Source organism: Nonlabens sp. (genome assembly GCF_051251825.1).
In the GTDB taxonomy this organism is placed as follows: Bacteria; Bacteroidota; Bacteroidia; order Flavobacteriales; family Flavobacteriaceae; genus Nonlabens.
In genome coordinates, this window is sequence record NZ_JBPOGG010000017.1 from 1 (window position 1) to 21,990 (window position 21,990).

A 21,990-nucleotide genomic window follows, 5' to 3' on the forward strand; every position below is an offset into this window, starting at 1 on the left:
AATGGTTGTGGAACAGTTTCTATGGATGCTGTGATTATAGGTGGACCACCATATTTCACACCTAACCAAGATGGATACCACGACACATGGCAAGTAATAGCTATCGAGACTGTACCAGATGCTAACATCTACATCTTTGATCGATACGGTAAGCTAATCAAGCAAATCGATGCGCAAGGAATAGGTTGGGACGGAACTTATAACGGAGCACCTATGCCATCTAGTGATTACTGGTATTTAGTAGAATTAAGTGATGGTCGTAGTTTCAAAGGGCATTTTGCCTTGAAGAGATAATCACTTCACAATAAGAAAAAAGCGAGCTTCGGCTCGCTTTTTTTTTGTTCAATTGGAACTGTAATTTCAACAAGTGAACTATTCTGATAAGTTCATATGTAAATGGTAATTACGCTTTCGCGAAAGCGATAACATTAATAGAAAACTATTCTCTATTTTTATAAATGTGAAAAGACAACTATTCTATTTTACTTTCCTCCTACTATCTGCGATGGCGTACAGTCAGAATCAGGCTAACTGGTGGTTTTTTGGAGATAATGCCGGACTGGATTTCAACTCTGGAGTTCCGGTTGCAAATAACTTAGGTCAATTAAGTACTACTGAAGGTTGCGCTTCTATAGCCGATGCTTGTGGAGCACTTCTATTTTACACAGATGGTATTACGGTATGGAATCGAAATCATACTATTATGCCTAATGGAATGAATCTTTTAGGAGATCCGTCCAGCACACAATCTGCAATAATAATTCCGCAACCAGATTCTCAAGATGTTTATTATATCTATACAGTTGGAGATTTTAATCCTATAAACGGTTTAAACTATAGTGTTGTGGATATGACACTAAATGGCGGTTTAGGAGATATCGTTCCAGCTCAAAAAAACATCAACCTCATAGCTGATAGTACTGAAAAGATTGCCGCAGCAGTAACTAGTTCTGGTGATGCGGCTTGGGTAATCACATATGCCGAAGAAGTCATAGGCTCAGGAATATTCAATACCATCTACGCTTTTAAATTAACTGCAAGTGGAATGGATTTAAGTGCTACTGCGGCAACTACATTTAACAATGTGCAAGCAGACGATCGTAGAGGTTACCTAAGAATTGCACCTGATGGTTCTCAACTAGCACTAGTCACTCAATTACCCGTTACTCCTAACTCTACAAATCAAACTGGTCGTGGCGCATGGTTACTCGATTTTAATAATACTAACGGAACTGCAAGTAATCCTGTGCGATTAAATTTCCCTCTAACACATCAGGCGTATGGTGCAGAATTTTCACCTGATTCAAATAAACTTTATTTAGATATAAACACAGCAAGTAATGGGATGCTAGGCGATCGTATTTTATTACAATACAATCTAAATGATCCTAATTTTTCAAACTCACCAGTAAGTATTTATGCCACAGACCCAGCAGACTCTAATGATGACGTGGCGCGTGGCGCTCTACAAATAAGTCCAGATAATAAAATTTACTATACGCGTAAATCCACGGAATGGCTTAGTATAATCGATTCTCCTAATCAAATAGGTGCCGCGAGTAATTTTATTCTAGATGGCGTACAAGTAATTGCCGGAACTCAAGTAAATGAAGGATTACCACCATTTTATAATGCATTCTTTAATCCGTCGTTCTCATTTGTAGAAGCTTGTCAAAATAATAACAGCACCTTTTTTGCAGACGCAATTGCAAACTGTCCTGGAAGTAGTGTGGTTTGGGATTTTGGAGATGTAGGTAGTTCAAATAACACATCAACTTTACCAGATCCAACTCACTTATATACGAGTACCGGTACCTTTACGGTTACATTAAGCATCACAACTATAAGAGGAACTTATATAACAAGTAAAGATATAACTATAGTTCCTCAACCTACAGTAAATCCTGTAAATGACATTTTAGTCTGTGATGATTCAAGTAATGATGGAACCGAAATTATAGATCTCACTCCTATTTACACCACTATTTTAGGAACACAAGTAGCTACAGATTTTCAAGTTACAATTCATGAAACTATAGTAGAAGCTCAAAATGATTTTAATGCTTTACCCGATAATTATAGCGCAACTACTGGAACATACTTTGCAAGGATAGACAGTCGTGTTTCAAACGGGTGTTTTGAAACCACATCATTTGATATTATTATTAATCAGCTACCGGTAATTAATCCTATAGACGATTTATACCTATGTGATTTAGGGAATGATGGTGTTGAGAATTTTGATTTGAACAACGCAGGAATTCAAGCATTAGGAAATCAAGATCCATTATTATTTGATGTTTCTTTTCATAACTCAATGAATGATGCAGATTCAAATTCAAACGCGCTCAATCCATTTTACGATAATACTAGTCCAAACGAAATCATCTGGATCAGAATAGAAAATGTGAATAATACATCATGCTATGAAGTGGATTCTTTTACCTTAAACTTAGTGCAACAACCCGAGATTCCTACGCTAGATGATATAGAACTATGTGATGATGAGAGTAATGATGGTCTAGAAATTTTTAATTTAAATCAACTTAATGCTCAAATTTTAGGCACTCAGCCGGCCAGTTTCAACATAACTTATCATAATACTATGAATGAAGCTGACTCAGGAATGAATCCGCTGGCGAGTGCAATTGATAGTGGTAGTTCCATTCTATGGATACGATTAGAAAACGATATGCAAATCAATTGCTATGAAATTGCTCCTGTGCAACTAACTGTTTTTCCACATCCAGTGGTTCAATTACCGCAAGACATTTTGAAATGTGAGGATGATCTAGTTACTATTAATGCAACCTCAGGTTTCGCAGCATATTTATGGAGTAACGGTGAAACAACTTCTCAAATAGACATCACTGCTGCAGGAAATTATACAGTGACCGTGACAGACTCAAATGGATGTACAGATTCTGAGTCTATTACAGTCTCTAACTACGCTCCTACTATAATTACTAATATTGCTGTGCGACAGTTCACCGTACGAGATAATCGTATAGAAGTAAGTGTTACTGGCAGTGGTCCGTGGGAATATAGTATCGATGACTTCCATTATCAATCTTCTCCAGTTTTCACAGGTTTGTTACCTGGCTATTATACCGTTTATGTACGATCATTAAATGGTTGCGATTTTGTAACTGCTCCTGCTACAATTATCGCTGCGCCTAATTTTTTCACGCCTAACCAAGATGGATTTCATGACTACTGGCAAGTCATCGCCATTGAAACAGAACCGGACGCAAATATTTACATTTTTGATCGTTATGGTAAATTACTCAAGCAAATTTCACCTACTGGTCCTGGTTGGGATGGAATGTATAATGGAAATCCCATGCCTAGTTCCGATTATTGGTTCAAAGTAGAGCTCAATGATGGTCAATCTTTTAGAGGACACTTTAGTTTAAAGAGGTAGTTTTAACTTCGCTTTCGCGAAAGCGGACTTCAAAAAATCTTATTTTTACAACTCATGGAATTCAAGTTACAATCAGAGTTTAAACCTACTGGAGATCAGCCTAAAGCGATAAAATCTCTAGTGGATGGAATTAATAATGGGGAACATTACCAGACGCTGCTCGGTGTTACTGGTAGTGGAAAAACGTTTACGGCTGCAAATGTGATTCAGCAAACACAAAGACCTACTTTAATTCTTTCACACAATAAAACTCTTGCGGCGCAACTATACTCTGAGATGAAGTCTTTTTTCCCTGACAATGCGGTTGAATATTTTGTGTCTTATTATGACTATTACCAGCCAGAAGCTTTTATCCCGAGTAGCGGAACTTATATAGAAAAAGATCTTTCCATAAACGAGGAAATCGAAAAAATGCGCTTGAGCACCACGTCTGCTTTATTATCAGGTCGTCGTGATGTAATTGTAGTAGCGTCTGTTTCTTGCTTATATGGTATAGGAAATCCTGTTGAATTTCAAAAAAACGTAATTAGAATACAGCGTGATCAAGTCATTGCGCGTACTCAATTACTTAAAATGCTTGTACAAAGTCTTTATTCTAGAACCACTGCCGATTTTAATCGCGGTAATTTCAGAATCAAAGGAGACACTATAGATATCTTCCCTAGTTATGCAGATTATGCGTTTAAGGTTCACTTTTTTGGAGATGAAATAGAACTTATAGAAACCTTTAATCCTGTTGATGGTAGATTGCTAGAACAATGGAATCAAATTACCATTTACCCGGCAAATATGTTTGTAACATCACCAGATGTGTTACAGAATGCCATTCACTCAATTCAAGAAGATCTTGTAAAGCAAGTGGATTACTTCAAGGAAATAGGAAAACCACTTGAGGCAAAACGACTTCAAGAACGTACAGAATTTGACCTAGAAATGATTAGAGAATTAGGTTATTGCTCTGGTATTGAAAACTATAGCCGTTATCTAGATGGAAGATTGCCTGGAACAAGACCGTTCTGCTTGCTGGATTATTTTCCAGAGGATTTTTTAATGGTCATCGATGAGAGTCATGTTACAGTTCCTCAAGTAAGTGCCATGTATGGTGGTGACCGTTCTCGTAAAGAGAATCTAGTTGATTATGGATTCCGATTACCAGCGGCGATGGATAATAGACCGTTGAAATTTGAAGAATTTGAACAGCTACAAAATCAAGTACTATATGTAAGCGCCACACCAGCAGACTATGAACTGACTAAAACTGAAGGAGTTTACACAGAACAAATTATAAGACCTACTGGATTACTTGATCCAATTATAGAAGTGAGACCGAGCCAAAATCAAATCGACGATCTCGTTGAGGAAATACATAAACGCGTAGAAAAAGATGAGCGTGTACTGGTTACTACGCTTACTAAAAGAATGGCTGAGGAACTCACTAAATATTTATCTCGTATTTCTATAAGATGTCGCTATATACATAGTGATGTAGATACGCTAGAACGTGTGGAAATTATGCACGATTTGCGTAGTGGAATATTTGATGTCCTTATAGGTGTAAACTTATTGCGTGAAGGACTGGACTTACCAGAAGTATCACTAGTAGCCATTCTAGATGCCGATAAAGAAGGATTTCTGAGAAATAATCGTTCCTTAACTCAAACTATAGGTCGTGCAGCACGTAACGTTAATGGACTTGCCATTCTCTATGCAGATAAGATTACAAATAGTATGCAACAGACCATGGATCAAACCGATTACAGAAGATCCAAGCAAATTGAATATAATGAAGCACATGGTTTAAAACCTATGGCTATTAAAAAGTCTCTAGAGACAGCACTAGCAAACAAACGCAAAGCTACTTATGAGATTGAAGAAACGCTCAATCTAGCTGCAGCAGAGGAAGAAGCTACTTACCTGAGTAAAGATAAACTAGAGCAAAAAATTAGAGATAGTCGTAAGAAAATGGAGAAAGCGGCTAAAGAACTTGACTTTATGGAAGCAGCACGATTACGCGACCAAATCAAAATGCTTCAAGAAAAAGTGAAAGAAGCTTAAAATCAGTACATTTTTTCGTCGAATTTATATCTAGTTTCAACGTTTTTTTTCGTTGTATGGACAATTAACTCGTTGTGTATACCTCAAAAAGAGCAACAGCGGAATTCACCGACTTTTACTAAGAGTAAATCAATTATCTTGAAAGCCTCAAAGGGAAATTTCATGAAAAAATTATACGTCGCAGCAATAGCTCTGTGTATGGCATTCACTACTTATGCTCAAGTAGGAATAGGAACAGTTTCACCAAACGCAGATTTAGAAATCGTAGCTCGCACAGGAGTCACTGGAGCAGATTATAATGGTGTTACAATTCCAAAAGTTACATCATTACCTTCCACTGTTCCTCCATCGGGAACTATTCTGTATTTAGATTCAGGTTCTTCAACTGCAGGATTTTATTTCAGCAATGGAACTGCTTTTCAAAATGTAACAGATATACTTTCTGATAATGGTATAGGTACTTTTTATCAAGCCGGAACGACGACTATTGCAGAAAATACTACTGGTCCAATAGAGCGATCAGGAAGAATAAGTATAGGAACAAGTTCTAATGCGGCTATGCTTACACTTGATAATACTGGAACTAGTTCTTTTAATAGACGTGGTATACGAATACTTGGTGATTATGATGGTACCGATGACTATTATGGAATACAAGTAAATCATGATGGTGCTAGTGGCGATGCAACTGCAATTTCTTATGGCGTTTATGCTGACATAGGACCTAATAGTTTAGGAGATAAAACAGGTTTATACTCAGAGATTACTCCTTCAAATCCCGCTAGTGTAACAGCTGGAGTTCATGTATTGACTAGAAATGGAGCGCCAGGTGGTAGTACTGTATACGGTGTGCGCTCTGAGGTAGGAAACGTTGGTGGTGCTAGTACAAGCTACGGATACCATACAGAATTAGGCGATAACACGGCAGCTAGTCAAACCAACTATGGGCTATATGCTAATATAGGTGGAGCCACAGCTCGAGGAACTAAATACGGTGTATTTAGTGCAGTAGCAAATACAGGAACCGAAAATGCTTATTCAGGCTGGTTTCAAGGACCTGCTTTTGCTATAAGAAATTCTGATAGCACTGACGGATATACTTTACCAGTTGATTCTGGAACAGCTGGACAAGTTTTAACGACAGATGGTACTGGAGTTGCTGCATGGTCAACACTAACTGCCGATGGTGATGGAGATAGCAACAACGAAGGTAATCTAACTGTTACCAATGAAGGGACAGATCAAGCTGGGATAGTTTCTGATGCAGGTGCAAACGAAACTAAAGTAACAATTAGAGCGCAAGCAAATTCTGGAATTTCTATTTCTCAAAACATTGCTGGTGGTTTTATTAATATTGCAACAGCAAATACTTTAACACAAACAGTAGCTTCTGTCAATGGTGGTCCATCATTGAGTGCGACTCCAGTAGGAGATAATTATTTTATACGCATGAATCCCACCGCAGGAAATGTAGAATTTTTATTACCAGATCCTACGGCAGTTCCTGGAAGATCTTATGTTCTATTTAACACGAGTACAACTGTAACTGCAGTTATCTACAGAGATAATGATCCTGCAACTCCTGGAAACAGATTTCAAGCAAGTAATTCAAGTGCTACTAGTGGTAATATTTCTTCTGACCCAAACAACAACACAAAAACTTTAAAAGTTTTTAGTGATGGTGTGAATTGGATATATGGATCTTGGGGCTTCTAATAAATAATTATCATACTATTTTATATAAAAATCCCAGCCTATCGGCTGGGATTTTTTTTGCCTTACGTTATGAATAAGGACTTTACTAACTAACCAAAAACCTCATAACTATAAAGAGTTTATCACGCTCTTTTTACTTCAAAGAAATCATTCTCTTTGGTTGTGGCAGTGCCTCATCCTTTTTAGGAAGTGTAATGCTTAAAATACCATCTTGATAAGATGCGTCTATATCATCTTGATTCACCGTATCAGGTAAATTAAAACTACGCTTGAATGACTTTAAAGAGAATTCTTTACGAGTAAACTGCTCTGTTTTCTCTTCGCTTTCTTGTTTTACCTCACTTGAAATAGTCAATAAGTCTTGATCTACTTCGATGGTTACATCTTCTTTTTTAAATCCAGGAATAATCATCTCGAGTTCAAACTTATCGTCGGCCTCAGAGACATTTACCGCTGGAGTCCATGACTTAACAGGTGCGGTTCCACCCATAAAATCATTAGTAAACATTTCATCTATTAATGATGGTAACCAGTTGTTTGTTGTTCTATGTGCAAGTTTCATAATTGTATATTTTTAAAAGTTAAACTTGCTTAGTTCTAGTCAAAATAAATACCAATAAAAAAACCACGACAAGTTGTCGTGGTTTATGTGTTTTTAAATGACATTATGTCAATTAATTGTTATCCCGTTGATGTATAGACAGTAATTCTGTCGGTGGAATCTCTCCATGAGGATACTTTTCCATGGTACTAATTAATGTATCAACTGTTGATTTGCGTATTCCATAACGTAATGCTGTTTCATAAAGCAGTTGTAATTCTGCTTTATCGACATCACCATCGATATGCATCATTAACATCAACCTATGAAAATGAACCACACGTTTTATAAAATGTTGTGGAATTTCAATTTTTAAATCTTTTGGGTTTTCTAACATCTGCCCTAGAAGGTCTTTATCTAAATCCAGCCGTTTACTTATAGCATGTAAAAATGAGAGTTCTTCTTTCTTTATTTTCGAGTCTGCATGAGCCATTAAAACAAGCTCACTTAAAATTGCTATTTTTTCTTGATCTGTGTAAGTCATATTGTAAAATTAAACTTTTATTTTAAATCGATTCATGTACTTTAACTCTTGAGATTTTATAACTTTAAACTAAAACTAGAATGCGATCTCTACTCACGCTTTTTATACTTGTTACTTCGCTATTTTCAGTAGCTCAGAACGTCGTTTTAGACTCTATTCCCTATAAAGATGGTCATCGCATCGTGCGATTATTTCTTCCTGATAATTACGAGGCTCGCGAACTTCCTTTACTAGTAATGATGGACGGACAAAACTTATTTGAGGAGAAAACAAGTTACGCAGGTGAATGGAAAATCGATGAAACTATAAGCTCCTTACCTCTCAACCAGCAAGCCATAGTCTTTGCTATAGACCATGGTAATAACTTAAGAATGGAAGAACTCACAGCTTATAAAAATGATAAATATGGTGGTGGTAATGCAGCAGGTTTTCTCGAGTGGATGATGGAGAAAGTATTACCACAAACTATTGATAGATATAAACTGAGAGTTGATACTAATAAAAGAGCTATCGCTGGCAGTTCATTAGGTGGATTATTTGCACATTATGCAGCATTGCAACATCCAGAGTATTTTCAAACGGCTGGAGTATTCTCACCATCATTTTGGTGGAGTGATGAAGTTTACAACTTAGTAGAAAATCACAGCAGCCTTAATCATCAACATTTCTTTTTTACTGCGGGAACTGAAGAAGGCGATGAAATGTTACCTGATATGAGGAAAATGCACAATCTTATGCTCAAAAAGAATGCAGTGATGTATTATTTAGAAATGCAAAATGCACAGCATAATGAGGCTCAATGGAGCGCTACGTTCCCTGCTTTTTACCGCACATGGATCAATTTGAAGTAATTTTATTTCATGACAGTTATGATTTATTTAACCGCACGATAAACTTGCAAGTAGTAAATTGACATCATGAAATCACTCTACTTAAGAATCAAGTCTTTTATCAACTCCATTACGGGAAGTATAGCCTTCTACCCTTCGTTATATGCGTTTATCGCGTTTATATTTGCCTTTATAATGAAATGGGCAGAGTCCATGGGAATCTCTAGATTCTTACAGAACAACTTTTCTGCTCTTGTCGTGAATGATCTTGATACCGCTAGAAATATAATGACCACGCTCATCGCTGGTGGAATTAGTATTCTCGTATTCTCATTTTCAATGGTGATGCTTTTATTAAGTCAGGCAGCAACAAATTACTCACCTCGTGTATTGCCTAGTTTGATTTCAAATAAAACGCACCAATTTATTCTCGGAGCATTTTTATCAAGTATCGTTTATAACATCATTACGGTGATAGGGATTCAACCAGTCGGAGATGATTATCAATTACCTGGATTCTCAGTACTTATAGGTATTATCACCGCTCTTGTAGCGTTAGGAGCCTTTGTTTATTTTATACACAGCATCTCTTCAAGTATTCAAATCAATAATATTCTGGATAATATTTACATCAATTCAAAGGATCAACTTCAATCTCAAATAGAAAATGATTTGGATAAAGATACCTTTCCAGATTCTTCGTCTTGGAAAACATATAATTCACAACAAGCCGGAACAATACAGAATATTAGCAATGCAGGACTTAAAAGTTATTGTGAGGAATATGATCTTAAATTAGAAATTTTATTTTGTAAAGGAGAATATCTCATTGAAGGCACACCTTTATTTAAGTCCAGTAAAACTCTTGAAAAAGATCAAATTCAAGAAATTTTAAAAAACTTCTTATATCAAGAATCAGAAATTGTTAAAGATAATTACACACTAGGATTTAAACAGATTGCCGAAATAGGTATTAAAGCCATGTCTCCAGGAATCAATGATCCAGGTACTGCTATTAACACGATTAACTTTCTTACTGATTTATTTGCAATGCGATTACTGCGTTCAAATTCTTCACTAGTCAGATTAGATGGAACGCCATTAATCAAATTAAAAATGACTCCATTTAATCATTTGATGCATAACATTCTTGCACCATATAGGAATTACTGTAGTCATGATTACACAGTTATGATGGCACTCATAGAAATGATGAAAAGACTCAAAGCTTGCAAATGCGTCGATCCAGACTACCAGAGCACACTTGATCATCAGTTAGAATTAATGATGCAGGATGCAGAACGTGATATTAAAAATCCTAATGACTTTAAAATTTTACAAAGTCTAGTATCCAGTAATTAATACTGCTCTTTATCGTTAGGGAAATCAACTGCTTTTACATCTTTCACATATTCAGAAACGGCATTTCCCATGTCTTCATAAAGATTTAAATAACGACGTAAAAAACGTGGATTGAACTCGTGAGTCATCCCAAACATGTCATGAGAAACCAGCACTTGACCATCTACACCACTACCAGCACCTATTCCTATGACAGGAATCGTTAAGCTTTCTGCCACTTCCTGAGCAAGTGCTGCAGGAACCTTCTCAAGCACAAGCGCAAAACAACCCCAACGTTCTAGAGCTAGCGCATCTTCTTTAAGTTTATCGGCCTCAGCCTTTTCTTTTGCACGCACAGTGTACGTTCCAAACTTGTAAATTGATTGTGGAGTAAGACCTAGGTGTCCCATAACAGGAATTCCTGCATGAAGAATACGCTTGATAGAATCCTTTACTTCGCTTCCACCTTCTAGTTTTACAGAATGTCCACCACTTTCCTTCATAATGCGTATTGCGCTACGTAAGGCTTCTTTAGGATCACTTTGATAACTACCGAAGGGTAAATCCACCACTACAAGAGCACGATCCACAGCACGCACCACACTGCTTGCGTGATAAATCATTTGATCCAGCGTTATAGGCAGCGTCGTTTCATGTCCAGCCATTACATTACTCGCACTATCTCCTACCAGAATCACGTCCACGTTACCGCTATCTATAATTCGAGCCATAGTGTAATCATATGCGGTGAGCATTGATATTTTCTCGTTATTGGCTTTCATCTCAGTAAGTGTTTTTACTGTGATTCTTTTATATTGTTTCTTAGCTGTTGACATAATTTTGGCAGTATATATTCAGTAAAAATACTAATATTACCACATTAAATAGAACAACATGAGAAGCTCTTTATTATTGATAGGATTTATGGTTCTCGCTTTCGCGAAAGCTAATGCACAACAACCTACTGCCACAGACAGTCTTACAGTCGCTGAACCGGTCATAGAGAAACAAAAACCAGCTGATGCTGTGAAGGAATTTTTCAACCATTTTCATAAAAAAGACACCACAGCACTCAGAGCGATGATTATAGAAAACGCATCGCTGAACTCATTAATCATATCAGAAAGTCGCGGTAAAAGAGTCATCAACACTCCTATTGCAGAATTTCTTAAAGGAATCGCACAAATCGCAGATAGCGTGAAATTTGAAGAACGATTGATTCAAATAAGAGTTACAAATAGTGAGGATATCGCATCTGTAAATGCAACCTATGAGTTTTTTATGAACGATGATTTCACTCATAGTGGAGTGAATGTTTTCACGCTTCTTTATATAGATGATAAGTGGAAAGTAGCTTCTATTGCTGACACGAGACAATATCCTTAAGGATTAATCACTTTTTACATCCAGCTTTTACTAGATTGAATCACCGCATTATTAATGTCATTTTGCATGGCATTTATTTCTGTGGCTTTGAGGTACTTTAACTGTCTAGAACCGCCAGCGGTATGCACTTGAAGGTGTGCTTCTCCTCTACGCTTTATAAAGATACTACGCCATTTCTCCACAGCTTGTGTTTTATAAACTGGTGAGATAATTACAGAGTTAAATAACCAGCCTTTGTAAAACACCACAAAATCATCATCTCTCAATACTTTGCTATTTGAACCATATTTATAGCCCATAAATCCTATAAACAGTACAAATAGCAACGGAATCGCAATCGCCCAGTAATATTCAAAATAAGCTGCAACGGCTATGAGTGGTACTGCAAATGCGCTCGCTACGTACATATCAAATCGTGCGTGAGACCATGGATTAGGTAACAATACTTTTTCAGGCTGTTCTACGGGTTCATTAAAAATCAAATGTTGTAATTGCTTTTGTAAATCTGGATGACAAGCAGGAACTTCTACATTTGAAACTTGATTATTTTGAGTTTGTGCTTGAAACAAGCGAGCAGTTTTAAAACCTAATAACTTCCGTAAAGGATTGGAATGAAACTCTAGAATCTGGATTTTTGAAAGCGGTATTTTAATTTCCTTCTTATTCAATAATCCCATAGTAATTTCCAAATAATCATCCTTTAATTTCATTTCATAATCATAGAACTTATTAATCGCCATTATTAAACTCACGATTACAGAAACAATGATAAATGACACAACACCAATACTTAAAAAAACCAAAACCGAAGTTCCAAAAGACTCAGGAGCTTTAACAGCTTGCTCCATATCTACTTCAACAGACTCAAAAATATCTCCAAAATAGTTCTCAACCACATCTTTGATTTTATACCAGAATCCAATTACCACACCTATCGCCAGTCCACCGCTGCGCAAGTGATTTTGAGTAATCCCTACTTTTAATAAATCTATAATATCTAATTTGAGAATAGATTTAGAAACCGTTTCTTGGTGCTTTAATTCTTCATTTATCACCTCACCAGATTCATCTATTTGAACAACATCAGTAAGTTGTACCTCTTTCTTCTTTTTTCCTAGCAAGCTTTTCAATTGCTCTGCAAAGTGACGATCGAGAGCTGGGATTTCAAGTTCTTTAGCTTTGGAACCTGCAGTGTCTATTTCTACAGCTACAAGACCCAAGACACGCTGCACTACATTTTGTGTAATATTAATAGATTGAATACGATCTATAGGAATGGCTTTGCGCTCTTTAAAAAGCCAACCTTTTTGAATTATCAATTCATCCTTTTCCACATGAAATTTAAAAAAGAGATATTTTAAAACAGGTGATATGAGTGTGGCGATTACCACAAAAGTAGAAACTCCTATTACCGCAAGAGTACTGGTCCATGAGCGCATAGAAAATGCCGCAAAAAACACAAAAGCAATAAGCCCTTTTATTCCTTTAAAGAGATATAAAAGAATCGATAATTTGCTCTGTCTGGTAGGTTGAGAAATATCAAGCATGTTGTGCCGTCTTTTCTGAAATGTATTCTTTAATGCTTGCCGCCTTTTCTGGATCTAGACCAGAGATACTTAAATCACTTGCAGAGCCACCAGCGGTGTAGATATCTAACTCACAAAGTTTGAAAAATCGATCTATAGGCCCATGATTAATCTCTGTATGCTGAATGCGGTTGAAAGGAATCGTTATTTGATGATGAAATAACCAGCCATGTCGATAAGTAATATCATTTTCTCTCAATACATATCCACGCACAAAGAATTCTTTATAAGAAACAAATAGAGCAATAAGCAACAATAAAAACCATGCTCCTAAGGCTGCCCAGGCAATCCAATAGTCTGCATAAATGAACAAAAACACAATTCCTACAATCAGAGGAATGAAAAAAACCAATTTTGCAATCAACTTCTTATTTAAAAAACGCTTGGGATGTTTTTCAAAATCACTTTGTTCAATAAATGGTAATTGTCCTGAGAGAATTTGGTCGTTTGTCATCATGTTTAATAGGTATCAAAAATTGATCTTTTGTTACGATTTTATAAATCTAAATCCAAAGTTGTACAAATGCTCATATTTAAAAACTACAATTATTTAGAAAATGTAAGACCAAATTGCAATCTACCGCCTTCATCGCCATAGAAATAAGACATGTTTGAAGTAAACAATCCAGTCATTCCTAACTGGAATCCACCACCATAACTATTATGAAATCTAGAACTACCTCTATCATCGAGCCATACTTTACCTATATCATATCCCACATATGGTGTAATGCGAACAGGCAAAAATGAAGTCTTCATAGGTTTTAAATCAAAAACAACATCTCCACTGGCATTCATTGCATAGTTTGCAGCAAATCGCTCATTTCTAAAACTTCTTAATCCACGTTGAGCACCTAACACAGCTGCCTGATAAAAGAATGGATCATCGCCTAATCGAGTTTGAATTCCTAGATTTGTTTTTAGAACTATCGTACGTTCATCATTAATAGCATTCCAGAAAGTCACATCTGGATCAATGGAAAAAAAGTTTCTACCATTGGATAAATCGTCTGTAAATGATGTGTGTGCTTGAAACGCCATTCCTCTAGTCGGGAATCTCTCATTGTCAACACTATTATAACTATAGTTAAAATGATAATTTAAATAATTGTCTCTGTTCTGAATAACACCTGGATTATTTAAAACCTCTGGATCAAATACCACTCCTTGATATCCTATTCCTAAATCAAAAGTGCTTCCATAATTTCCATCTTTGATTAAATGAAAGCCAGCTTCCTGACGTTGTAATTGAACTCGATTCACATCGTAGTCGGTATCATTATCAAATTCTGTGTCATTACCGTAGCCAAAGAAGTTTTCGGTATAATTATTTGTAGTAATCAAGCCTTTAAATTCTAGATTCCAATGACCTATTGCATTTCCTATTCCTGCATAAAGATCAAATTTTGCAGCCTGAGTTAAGGAATAATATTGTGCCTTAAAACCATACATACTAGAATATGGATTGCTTTCATAACCTATTTTGGTTTTCATTAATCCTACTGTAGGAGTAAATCCATGATCAGGATTGTACTGGAAATCTAGAGTCGGTTTTCCGCCGGTAGTCGGTACTTTTTCAGTATCGTAATGATTGATGTCATAATCATCTCTGAATATTGCTTTGGCACCATTCTTATCATCCAATTCATTTTCTTCAGACTTATAATCATAGATGGAAATTTTCTTTCCATTTTCAACGAGATATTGATCATCTCCTTTACCACCTGAGAGTACTATTTTAATAGGATGATCTCCTTTTCCCTTTACCTCAAAAACATCATCATCATCCAGACCATAAATCCAGATTTCTTGAGTCGTTTTAATATCAAATGTACGTGAGAATAGCTCAGTTCCTTTTTCTCCATCTTTAATTCGGTAAGCTTCAATTTTAGTGATTCCTTGAGGTAATCTAGTGATGATAAAATGATCATCTTTATCAGTTCCTTTTAAAGTTTGAAATTCTAGGAAATGTTTGTAATAACGATTTACTATATCTGGTAAGTTTTCTTTCCTAGCCAGTAAGTCTTGTTGTGTCTGTTTCCACAAATCATCTTTTACGGCATCTGGCATTTCATTAAACGCTTTTTCAACAATCTCTGGAGTTAAATTATTCTGGATATAAGCAACCTCTTGTTGCCATACCTCTAAATCACTACGCTGTAACACTGCTCGATCTAATTTAATCGCACTCTGACTAAATTGTTCTATATGTGGTATGTCTGGTCCATAAACGCCAAATTGCCTTGCGCCTTTCACATATTTCCTCATAAGGTCTAACAGCTTTCCGTCAAATCGTGCAAATACTTGGTCACGATCACGAGGTACTGCAATAAAGGTGAGTTTATCTTCATCATCAGGATCTGCGATTTCTGCCCAGCGCCATTGATCTTCATGTCGATCCCAATCTCCTAGCAACATATCAAAGATGCGAGCGCGCACATACAGTTGCTCATCCACACGTTGTTTCTCATCTTCTCGTATTTTTTCAAACATGTCTGGTGTACTCTCCACATCTTGATTATCACCGAACATGTGTCTGCTATCAAAAGACTTATCTGGTTTCTCCACAATCATATACAATCTATCACCGTGAGTTTCATTAAAATCTCCTAAAGTTTCTTGTTTAGGAACATAAAACAATTTGGGATGTGTATGATTTAAATCGATGGCACCTGCAAGTCTAGGCACTGCAAACGCTCCATACGGATGTGCCGCTGTGTAAAAGTCTCTAATCAACTCTTGAGGAAAAGTACCACCAAAGTATTCCTCCACATCTACAGTTCCATATCCAGCACTTTTCAAGAATTGGATCGCATCTTTTTCAAGTGCTCTCATGTTAAATTCTCTATCTAGGCTATCCACTAATCGCAAACCTTGCGTTTGATTTCCTCCACCGGCGCGCTCCACTTTCAAGCCACCATATAACGTGTCTAGCATTACTACTGGAGCTTTTACGTCTATACCATATAAATTTCGGTAATGTTTCCCGTAGAATTCTTCATATTCTTGATCCTTTTTAGTTTCTTCTTTTGAATAAACCGAGGAGAACTTGAATTTATCTGTGATAGTCGGTAGTGAATCTGTGTTGAATTTTTCCGCTTTCGCGAAAGCGTTACCAGCATATACCTCTTCAATTTTACCATCCACCGCATGATAGAAAATCACTTGAGATGATTTATCCTTAAACACTCGAAGCTCTGCATAACCAACTTGTCCACTGCTCAATAAACCTTTTTTACCTAGGCTTGAAAACCCTTCATTAACAGCAGTTCCAGAAACGATTTGCTTGATATTTCCATCATCCACAAATTGCAAAGTATTTTCATGAGCACTCACAAAAAACACACGATCTATATCACTACAGGCTGCCTTGATTTGTTCCATCATTTCATTCATTAATGGATTATGGCGATCCTGTCGAGAAACGCCACCTTGTGATCGTATAAAACTCCATGTACTTCCCACAACTGGAACATAAAAGTTCTCACTACTAGGTTTATAGACATTTCTCAAACTCATTTGTCCACCATAAACACCATTTGAATATAAAGGATGGTGCATCGCAACAATTACGGTTTTGTGGCGCTGTTTACGCATCTCGTCAGAGAGTGCAGTGATGAATTTTTCTCTGGTGTTAATTTCGCATTCATCATTAAATTTAGGATTCTTATTCCAGTCCTCGATATACCATTGTGTGTCCACAATAAATAAATGCATAGAATCAGATATCTCTATGTCTTCGAGAGGACATCCATTTTCTGGTTGAAATGCTTCGTTATTATCGAGCGCATCTTCCACCATTTCTTCTATATTTTTTAATCCTTTAAGTCCTTCATCATTCCAGTCCTCATTTCCTGGTAGCACATAAAGATTGTTCTTAATCTCTTTAAGTAGATTAAGACGTTCTTGAAAAGCTTTTTTGTCTTTGTCGTCTTTATCTTTTCTGTTGAAATTTTCAGAATCTACATTATCACCTAATATCAACGTGTAATCATTCTCTGTGGTGCGAGATTTAATATCGTTGATAATAGCTTTAAAATTATCGCTGGGAGATTTTTTAGAATTGAGATTACCTAACAAGAAAAAACTGCGGTACTCAGTTCCTGTAGTTGAAGAAATACCTGATGCGTCTTGTGAAACTTGAAGTTTCTTAACGGCGCAAGAAGTTATAAAAAGACATAGTAAAAAACCTATTAATATGTGAGAAGAGTATTTATGTTGCATGAATTTTTAATATACAACAAAGGTATCTACAATCCACACAAAAGAATTATAGGATTTTCTTAAAATCTATGATGAATCTATGGCTATTTAACAATCAGATAACCCAACGTTAACCGCAAGTCCACCTTCGCTGGTTTCTTTATATTTGGTATTCATGTCTTGAGCGGTTTGCCACATGGTTTCAATGACTTTATCTAGAGGAACTTTAGCATGAGCAGCATCTGCATCGAGTGCCATTTCACAGGCGTTAATTGCTTTTATCGCACCCATAGCATTTCTTTCTATACATGGAACTTGAACGAGTCCACCTATAGGATCGCAAGTCATTCCTAAATGATGTTCCATAGCAATTTCACTTGCCATAAGTACTTGTGCAGGTGTTCCACCCATGAGTTCTGTAAGTGCTCCAGCGGCCATGGCACTACTCACTCCTATCTCTGCTTGACAACCGCCCATAGCTGCGCTTATCGTAGCTCCTTTTTTAAATAAAGATCCTATTGCTCCAGCAACCAGTAAATATTTTTTAATGTCTTCAAAATCTGCATCGTGATTTTCTATGACCATATAATACATCATCACGGCAGGAATGACTCCAGCGCTACCATTAGTAGGTGCAGTTACTACTCTACCTAGTGAAGCATTAACTTCATTAACGGCAAGTGCAAAACAAGAAACCCATTTTAAGATCTCACGGAATTTTACTTCAGTTCCTCTAATGGAATCAATCCATTCATATTTATCCTTATACTCAGCTCCTTTTTTGAGTTTCATGTGCGTGTCATAAGCACGACGTCGCACATTTAATCCGCCAGGAAGTGTTCCTTCAGTATGACAACCTATGTACATGGAATCCAGCATCACATCCCAGATATCTTTCAATCGAGCATCTATTTCCTCATCGGTATGTAAGTAGCGCTCGTTTTCTAAAATAATGTCAGACACATTGCGTACTTCACGTTTACAATAATCTTCAAGGTCTTTGGCTTTTTCTATAGGTCTGGGAAAACATTCAAAATCCAATCGTTTTTGCTTGGCACGTTTACGTTCTTCTTGAACTACAAAACCACCACCGATGGAATAATATTTCTCTGAAATGGTTTTTCCATTATCTAGAAATGCTCTAAAACGCATACCGTTAGGATGATATGGTAAAAACTTCTTATGGAAATGAATATGAGCAGCTGGATTAAAGTCGATGAGATAAACTCCATCGATTTGTAATTTCTTTTGTTCTTTGAGATAAGCAACTTCGTCAGGAATTTGTTCAATCTCGCAAGTCTCTGGATCTGCACCTAGCAATCCCATGATCACAGCAATGTCAGTGGCGTGCCCTATTCCTGTAAGAGATAAAGAACCGTAAAGATCTACTTCTATTCCTTTAACCAGTCCTATTTTTTGAGTGTCTTTAAGTTTTTGAATAAATCGTCCTGCAGCACGCCATGGTCCAAGTGTGTGCGAACTCGATGGTCCGACACCTATTTTAAGCATATCAAATACACTTATGGATTCTATCTTTTTTGCTGGTTCAATCATAAACTAGGAATGCTCTTATTTTAGTACTACTATAACGTTATTACTAGCGTCAAATATAGTAGTTATTGTGGTTTTAAAAATTTATATTATTTGTGTTTATAACTAGCTTTGGTAACATTCATTTTAGTTTTCAATTAAAAGAATTAGTTTCTGTTTTTAAATGAATCTTTGTTCCATAATAGATTCGTGAGTCAAACCCTTTTGATATTCAGCAAGCTGAAGTATCTGTTTTCCCTTCGTCTGAAGGGAAATGCTTTTACAATTACTTTTTAAAAGTCTTCTTGGGAAGCCTGCCTGCCGATTGGCATGGGGTGATTTAGAGCGATGATACCCAGAAGATTTTCAAAATTAAAATCCGTGAATCAACCTTTCCGACCAAAATTCGCTTTCGCTCACTTTGCCCACCTTTCCTCATCTGAGGAAAGGAGCTTTTGGGTTCTTTTCTGTAAAAGCTCCTCGCCTTAGAAAAGGCGAGGACAGATGATCCTTCGCTTGTCGAAGGAGTATCAGGAGTGGTTGGATACACGATGGGATGTTATAACAACAATGAAACACTACAAAAACTTCAAGAATACGCTTTCGCGAAAGCGTGATTATTAACACTCCATTAAGTGACAGTTTTACAACTAAAATGACATCATGTCACGATGAATGTCATGGCACAAACATTGACTTATGGAAAGTGTAAAAAATTGCAAACAAAAATTAAAATACAATTATAATGAGTAAAATTATCGGAATAGACTTAGGGACAACAAACAGCTGTGTTTCTGTAATGGAAGGAAGCGAGCCTGTAGTAATTCCTAATGCTGAAGGAAAACGCACGACTCCATCTGTGATCGCCTTTGTAGAAGGTGGCGAGATTAAAGTAGGAGATCCTGCAAAAAGACAAGCGGTAACTAACCCTACTAAAACGGTTGCTTCTATCAAGCGTTTTATGGGTAACAAATTCAGCGAGGTTTCAAACGAAGCTGGACGTGTACCGTATAAAGTGGTAAAAGGAGATAACGATACGCCACGTGTGGATATCGATGGTCGTCTTTACACGCCACAAGAATTAAGTGCTATGATTCTTCAAAAAATGAAGAAAACAGCAGAAGATTACCTAGGTCATGAAGTAACTGGAGCTGTAATTACAGTACCTGCATACTTTAACGATTCTCAACGCCAAGCGACTAAAGAAGCTGGTGAGATCGCAGGTCTTAAAGTAGAACGTATCATTAATGAGCCTACTGCTGCTGCACTAGCTTATGGTATGGATAAGAAAGATACAGATCAGAAGATTGTGGTATTTGACTTTGGTGGTGGAACGCATGACGTTTCTATCCTTGAGTTAGGTGACGGAGTTTTTGAAGTACTTGCAACTGACGGTGATACTCACTTAGGTGGTGATGATGTTGATGAAAAAATCATAGACTGGTTAGCTGACGAATTTAAAGCTGCTGAAGATATCGATCTTAGAAAAGATCCTATGGCTTTACAACGTCTTAAAGAAGCTGCTGAAAAAGCAAAGATTGAGCTTTCTTCAAGTGCACAAACTGAAATTAACTTACCATATGTAACGGCTACTGCAAGTGGTCCTAAGCACTTAGTAAAGACATTAACTAAGTCTGCATTTGAAAAATTAATCAACGATCTAGTAAAAAGAACGATTGAGCCATGTCAGACTGCATTGAAAAACGCAGGTCTTTCAACTGGAGATATCGATGAGGTTATCCTTGTAGGTGGTTCTACTCGTATTCCTGCTGTACAAGAAGCTGTTGAGAAATTCTTCGGTAAAGCTCCATCTAAAGGTGTAAATCCTGATGAAGTTGTTGCTGTAGGTGCTGCTATTCAAGGTGGTGTTTTAACAGGTGATGTAAAAGATGTTCTTTTACTTGACGTGACTCCACTTTCTCTAGGAATTGAAACTATGGGTGGTGTTATGACTAAATTAATTGAGTCTAACACAACAATACCAACTAAAAAGTCACAAGTATTCTCTACGGCGGCAGATAATCAACCAAGTGTTGAGATTCACGTTATTCAAGGAGAACGCTCTATGGCGGCAGATAATAAAACGATAGGTCGTTTCCACTTATCTGACATTCCACCAGCAAGAAGAGGAACGCCACAAATCGAGGTAACCTTTGATATAGATGCTAACGGTATCATTAAAGTAAGTGCTGAGGATAAAGCAACTGGTAAGAAACAAGATATCCGTATCGAGGCTTCTTCAGGTTTAAGCGAGGAAGAAATCGAGAAAATGAAGCAAGACGCTGCTGCAAATGCTGATGCTGATGCAAAAGCAAAAGAAACTGCAGACAAGCTGAACGCGGCAGACCAAATGATTTTCCAAACTGAATCTCAGTTAGAAGAATTTGGTGATAAGTTACCAGCTGACAAGAAAGCACCTATCGAAGAAGCGCTTAACGAGTTGAAAGCAGCTTATGAAACTAGAGACATCGCAGTTATTGATCCTGCACTAGAAAAACTAAACACAGTTTGGACAGGTGCAAGTGAAGAAATGTATAAAGCTCAAGCTGAAGGTGCACAACCTGGACCAGACGCTGGCGCTGATGCTACTGACGACACAAGTGATGTGGAAGATGTAGATTTTGAAGAAGTGAAGTAAGCAGAACGTTAGTTTTGTAATTGCAAAACTTTACGTATCGCTTATCCTAAACAAGCGATAGCGCAGATTTAGGATCTGCTTTTATAAAATGAAAGGCTCTGGATAATTTCAGAGCCTTTTTAAATACGCTTATTTAGTTTACAGTCGCAGTGACAGTAAACAATCATATTGAAAATCCCTGAACTTTTGGTTTGGG

At 36.9% G+C, this 21,990-nt stretch carries 15 protein-coding genes; 8 read left to right on the plus strand and 7 right to left on the minus strand.

Going from position 1 to position 21,990, the window contains the following annotated elements:
* The 4 genes from ACSHWW_RS13435 to ACSHWW_RS13450 all read left to right on the plus strand — a co-directional run.
* On the plus strand, positions 1 to 294 hold a 294-nt coding region (locus ACSHWW_RS13435; protein ID WP_435682981.1), incomplete at its 5' end, for a T9SS type B sorting domain-containing protein.
* A gap of 211 nt (positions 295 to 505) precedes the next feature.
* Positions 506 to 3,424 (plus strand): T9SS type B sorting domain-containing protein, encoded by a 2,919-nt coding sequence (locus tag ACSHWW_RS13440; RefSeq protein ID WP_435682982.1) that lies wholly within the window; start codon positions 506 to 508, stop codon positions 3,422 to 3,424.
* Positions 3,425 to 3,478: 54 nt separating this feature from the next.
* On the plus strand, positions 3,479 to 5,479 hold the full coding sequence (gene uvrB / locus ACSHWW_RS13445) for an excinuclease ABC subunit UvrB (RefSeq protein ID WP_435682983.1): 2,001 nt from the start codon (positions 3,479 to 3,481) through the stop codon (positions 5,477 to 5,479).
* A 162-nt stretch (positions 5,480 to 5,641) separates the two neighbouring features.
* The gene (locus ACSHWW_RS13450) at positions 5,642 to 7,195 is read left to right on the plus strand and encodes a hypothetical protein (RefSeq protein WP_435682984.1); all 1,554 of its coding nucleotides are present in this window, start codon (positions 5,642 to 5,644) and stop codon (positions 7,193 to 7,195) included.
* A 133-nt stretch (positions 7,196 to 7,328) separates the two neighbouring features.
* Here ACSHWW_RS13450 and ACSHWW_RS13455 read toward each other — a convergent pair whose 3' ends face one another.
* Positions 7,329 to 7,757 (minus strand): Hsp20/alpha crystallin family protein, encoded by a 429-nt coding sequence (locus ACSHWW_RS13455; RefSeq protein WP_435682985.1) that lies wholly within the window; start codon positions 7,755 to 7,757, stop codon positions 7,329 to 7,331.
* A 112-nt stretch (positions 7,758 to 7,869) separates the two neighbouring features.
* The gene (locus tag ACSHWW_RS13460) at positions 7,870 to 8,280 is read right to left on the minus strand and encodes a hypothetical protein (protein WP_435682986.1); all 411 of its coding nucleotides are present in this window, start codon (positions 8,278 to 8,280) and stop codon (positions 7,870 to 7,872) included.
* An 80-nt stretch (positions 8,281 to 8,360) separates the two neighbouring features.
* Between ACSHWW_RS13460 and ACSHWW_RS13465 the strand changes: the two genes are divergently transcribed.
* A complete protein-coding gene (locus tag ACSHWW_RS13465) occupies positions 8,361 to 9,131 on the plus strand; it encodes an alpha/beta hydrolase (protein ID WP_435682987.1) in 771 nt (256 codons plus the stop codon).
* A gap of 66 nt (positions 9,132 to 9,197) precedes the next feature.
* The gene (locus ACSHWW_RS13470) at positions 9,198 to 10,472 is read left to right on the plus strand and encodes a DUF2254 domain-containing protein (protein WP_435682988.1); all 1,275 of its coding nucleotides are present in this window, start codon (positions 9,198 to 9,200) and stop codon (positions 10,470 to 10,472) included.
* On the opposite strand, the gene panB is transcribed toward ACSHWW_RS13470, so the two are convergent.
* Complete coding sequence (gene panB, locus ACSHWW_RS13475; protein WP_435682989.1) at positions 10,469 to 11,287, minus strand: 3-methyl-2-oxobutanoate hydroxymethyltransferase; 819 nt, start codon at positions 11,285 to 11,287, stop codon at positions 10,469 to 10,471. The genes ACSHWW_RS13470 and panB overlap by 4 nt on opposite strands.
* Before the next feature lie 58 nt (positions 11,288 to 11,345).
* Between panB and ACSHWW_RS13480 the strand changes: the two genes are divergently transcribed.
* The gene (locus tag ACSHWW_RS13480) at positions 11,346 to 11,837 is read left to right on the plus strand and encodes a hypothetical protein (RefSeq protein WP_435682990.1); all 492 of its coding nucleotides are present in this window, start codon (positions 11,346 to 11,348) and stop codon (positions 11,835 to 11,837) included.
* A 14-nt stretch (positions 11,838 to 11,851) separates the two neighbouring features.
* Here ACSHWW_RS13480 and ACSHWW_RS13485 read toward each other — a convergent pair whose 3' ends face one another.
* The 4 genes from ACSHWW_RS13485 to ACSHWW_RS13500 all read right to left on the minus strand — a co-directional run bounded on the left by ACSHWW_RS13485 (position 11,852) and on the right by ACSHWW_RS13500 (position 19,180).
* On the minus strand, positions 11,852 to 13,384 hold the full coding sequence (locus ACSHWW_RS13485) for a PH domain-containing protein (protein ID WP_435682991.1): 1,533 nt from the start codon (positions 13,382 to 13,384) through the stop codon (positions 11,852 to 11,854).
* Positions 13,377 to 13,880 carry a PH domain-containing protein gene (locus ACSHWW_RS13490; RefSeq protein WP_435682992.1) on the minus strand — a complete coding sequence of 168 codons (504 nt, stop codon included), beginning with the start codon at positions 13,878 to 13,880 and terminating at the stop codon, positions 13,377 to 13,379. The genes ACSHWW_RS13485 and ACSHWW_RS13490 overlap by 8 nt, the downstream gene beginning before the upstream one ends.
* A gap of 89 nt (positions 13,881 to 13,969) precedes the next feature.
* Entirely contained in the window at positions 13,970 to 17,647 is a 3,678-nt protein-coding gene (locus ACSHWW_RS13495) for a metallophosphoesterase (protein WP_435682993.1), read from the minus strand.
* Positions 17,648 to 17,734: 87 nt separating this feature from the next.
* Positions 17,735 to 19,180, minus strand: a complete 1,446-nt coding sequence (locus tag ACSHWW_RS13500; RefSeq protein ID WP_435682994.1) for an L-serine ammonia-lyase — start codon at positions 19,178 to 19,180, stop codon at positions 17,735 to 17,737.
* A 721-nt stretch (positions 19,181 to 19,901) separates the two neighbouring features.
* Between ACSHWW_RS13500 and dnaK the strand changes: the two genes are divergently transcribed.
* Positions 19,902 to 21,794 carry a molecular chaperone DnaK gene (gene dnaK / locus ACSHWW_RS13505; RefSeq protein ID WP_435682995.1) on the plus strand — a complete coding sequence of 631 codons (1,893 nt, stop codon included), beginning with the start codon at positions 19,902 to 19,904 and terminating at the stop codon, positions 21,792 to 21,794.
* Positions 21,795 to 21,990: the final 196 nt, after the last annotated feature.

Excerpts from the sequence above, each read along its gene's own strand:
- ACSHWW_RS13440 (WP_435682982.1), top strand. The coding sequence starts at position 506 with ATGGCGTACAGTCAGAATCAGGCTAACTGGTGGTTTTTTGGAGATAAT.
- uvrB (WP_435682983.1), top strand. The coding sequence starts at position 3,479 with ATGGAATTCAAGTTACAATCAGAGTTTAAACCTACTGGAGATCAGCCT.
- ACSHWW_RS13450 (WP_435682984.1), top strand. The coding sequence starts at position 5,642 with ATGAAAAAATTATACGTCGCAGCAATAGCTCTGTGTATGGCATTCACT.
- ACSHWW_RS13455 (WP_435682985.1), bottom strand. The coding sequence starts at position 7,757 with ATGAAACTTGCACATAGAACAACAAACAACTGGTTACCATCATTAATA.
- ACSHWW_RS13460 (WP_435682986.1), bottom strand. The coding sequence starts at position 8,280 with ATGACTTACACAGATCAAGAAAAAATAGCAATTTTAAGTGAGCTTGTT.
- ACSHWW_RS13465 (WP_435682987.1), top strand. The coding sequence starts at position 8,361 with ATGCGATCTCTACTCACGCTTTTTATACTTGTTACTTCGCTATTTTCA.
- ACSHWW_RS13470 (WP_435682988.1), top strand. The coding sequence starts at position 9,198 with ATGAAATCACTCTACTTAAGAATCAAGTCTTTTATCAACTCCATTACG.
- panB (WP_435682989.1), bottom strand. The coding sequence starts at position 11,287 with ATGTCAACAGCTAAGAAACAATATAAAAGAATCACAGTAAAAACACTT.
- ACSHWW_RS13480 (WP_435682990.1), top strand. The coding sequence starts at position 11,346 with ATGAGAAGCTCTTTATTATTGATAGGATTTATGGTTCTCGCTTTCGCG.
- ACSHWW_RS13485 (WP_435682991.1), bottom strand. The coding sequence starts at position 13,384 with ATGCTTGATATTTCTCAACCTACCAGACAGAGCAAATTATCGATTCTT.
- ACSHWW_RS13490 (WP_435682992.1), bottom strand. The coding sequence starts at position 13,880 with ATGATGACAAACGACCAAATTCTCTCAGGACAATTACCATTTATTGAA.
- ACSHWW_RS13495 (WP_435682993.1), bottom strand. The coding sequence starts at position 17,647 with ATGCAACATAAATACTCTTCTCACATATTAATAGGTTTTTTACTATGT.
- ACSHWW_RS13500 (WP_435682994.1), bottom strand. The coding sequence starts at position 19,180 with ATGATTGAACCAGCAAAAAAGATAGAATCCATAAGTGTATTTGATATG.
- dnaK (WP_435682995.1), top strand. The coding sequence starts at position 19,902 with ATGAGTAAAATTATCGGAATAGACTTAGGGACAACAAACAGCTGTGTT.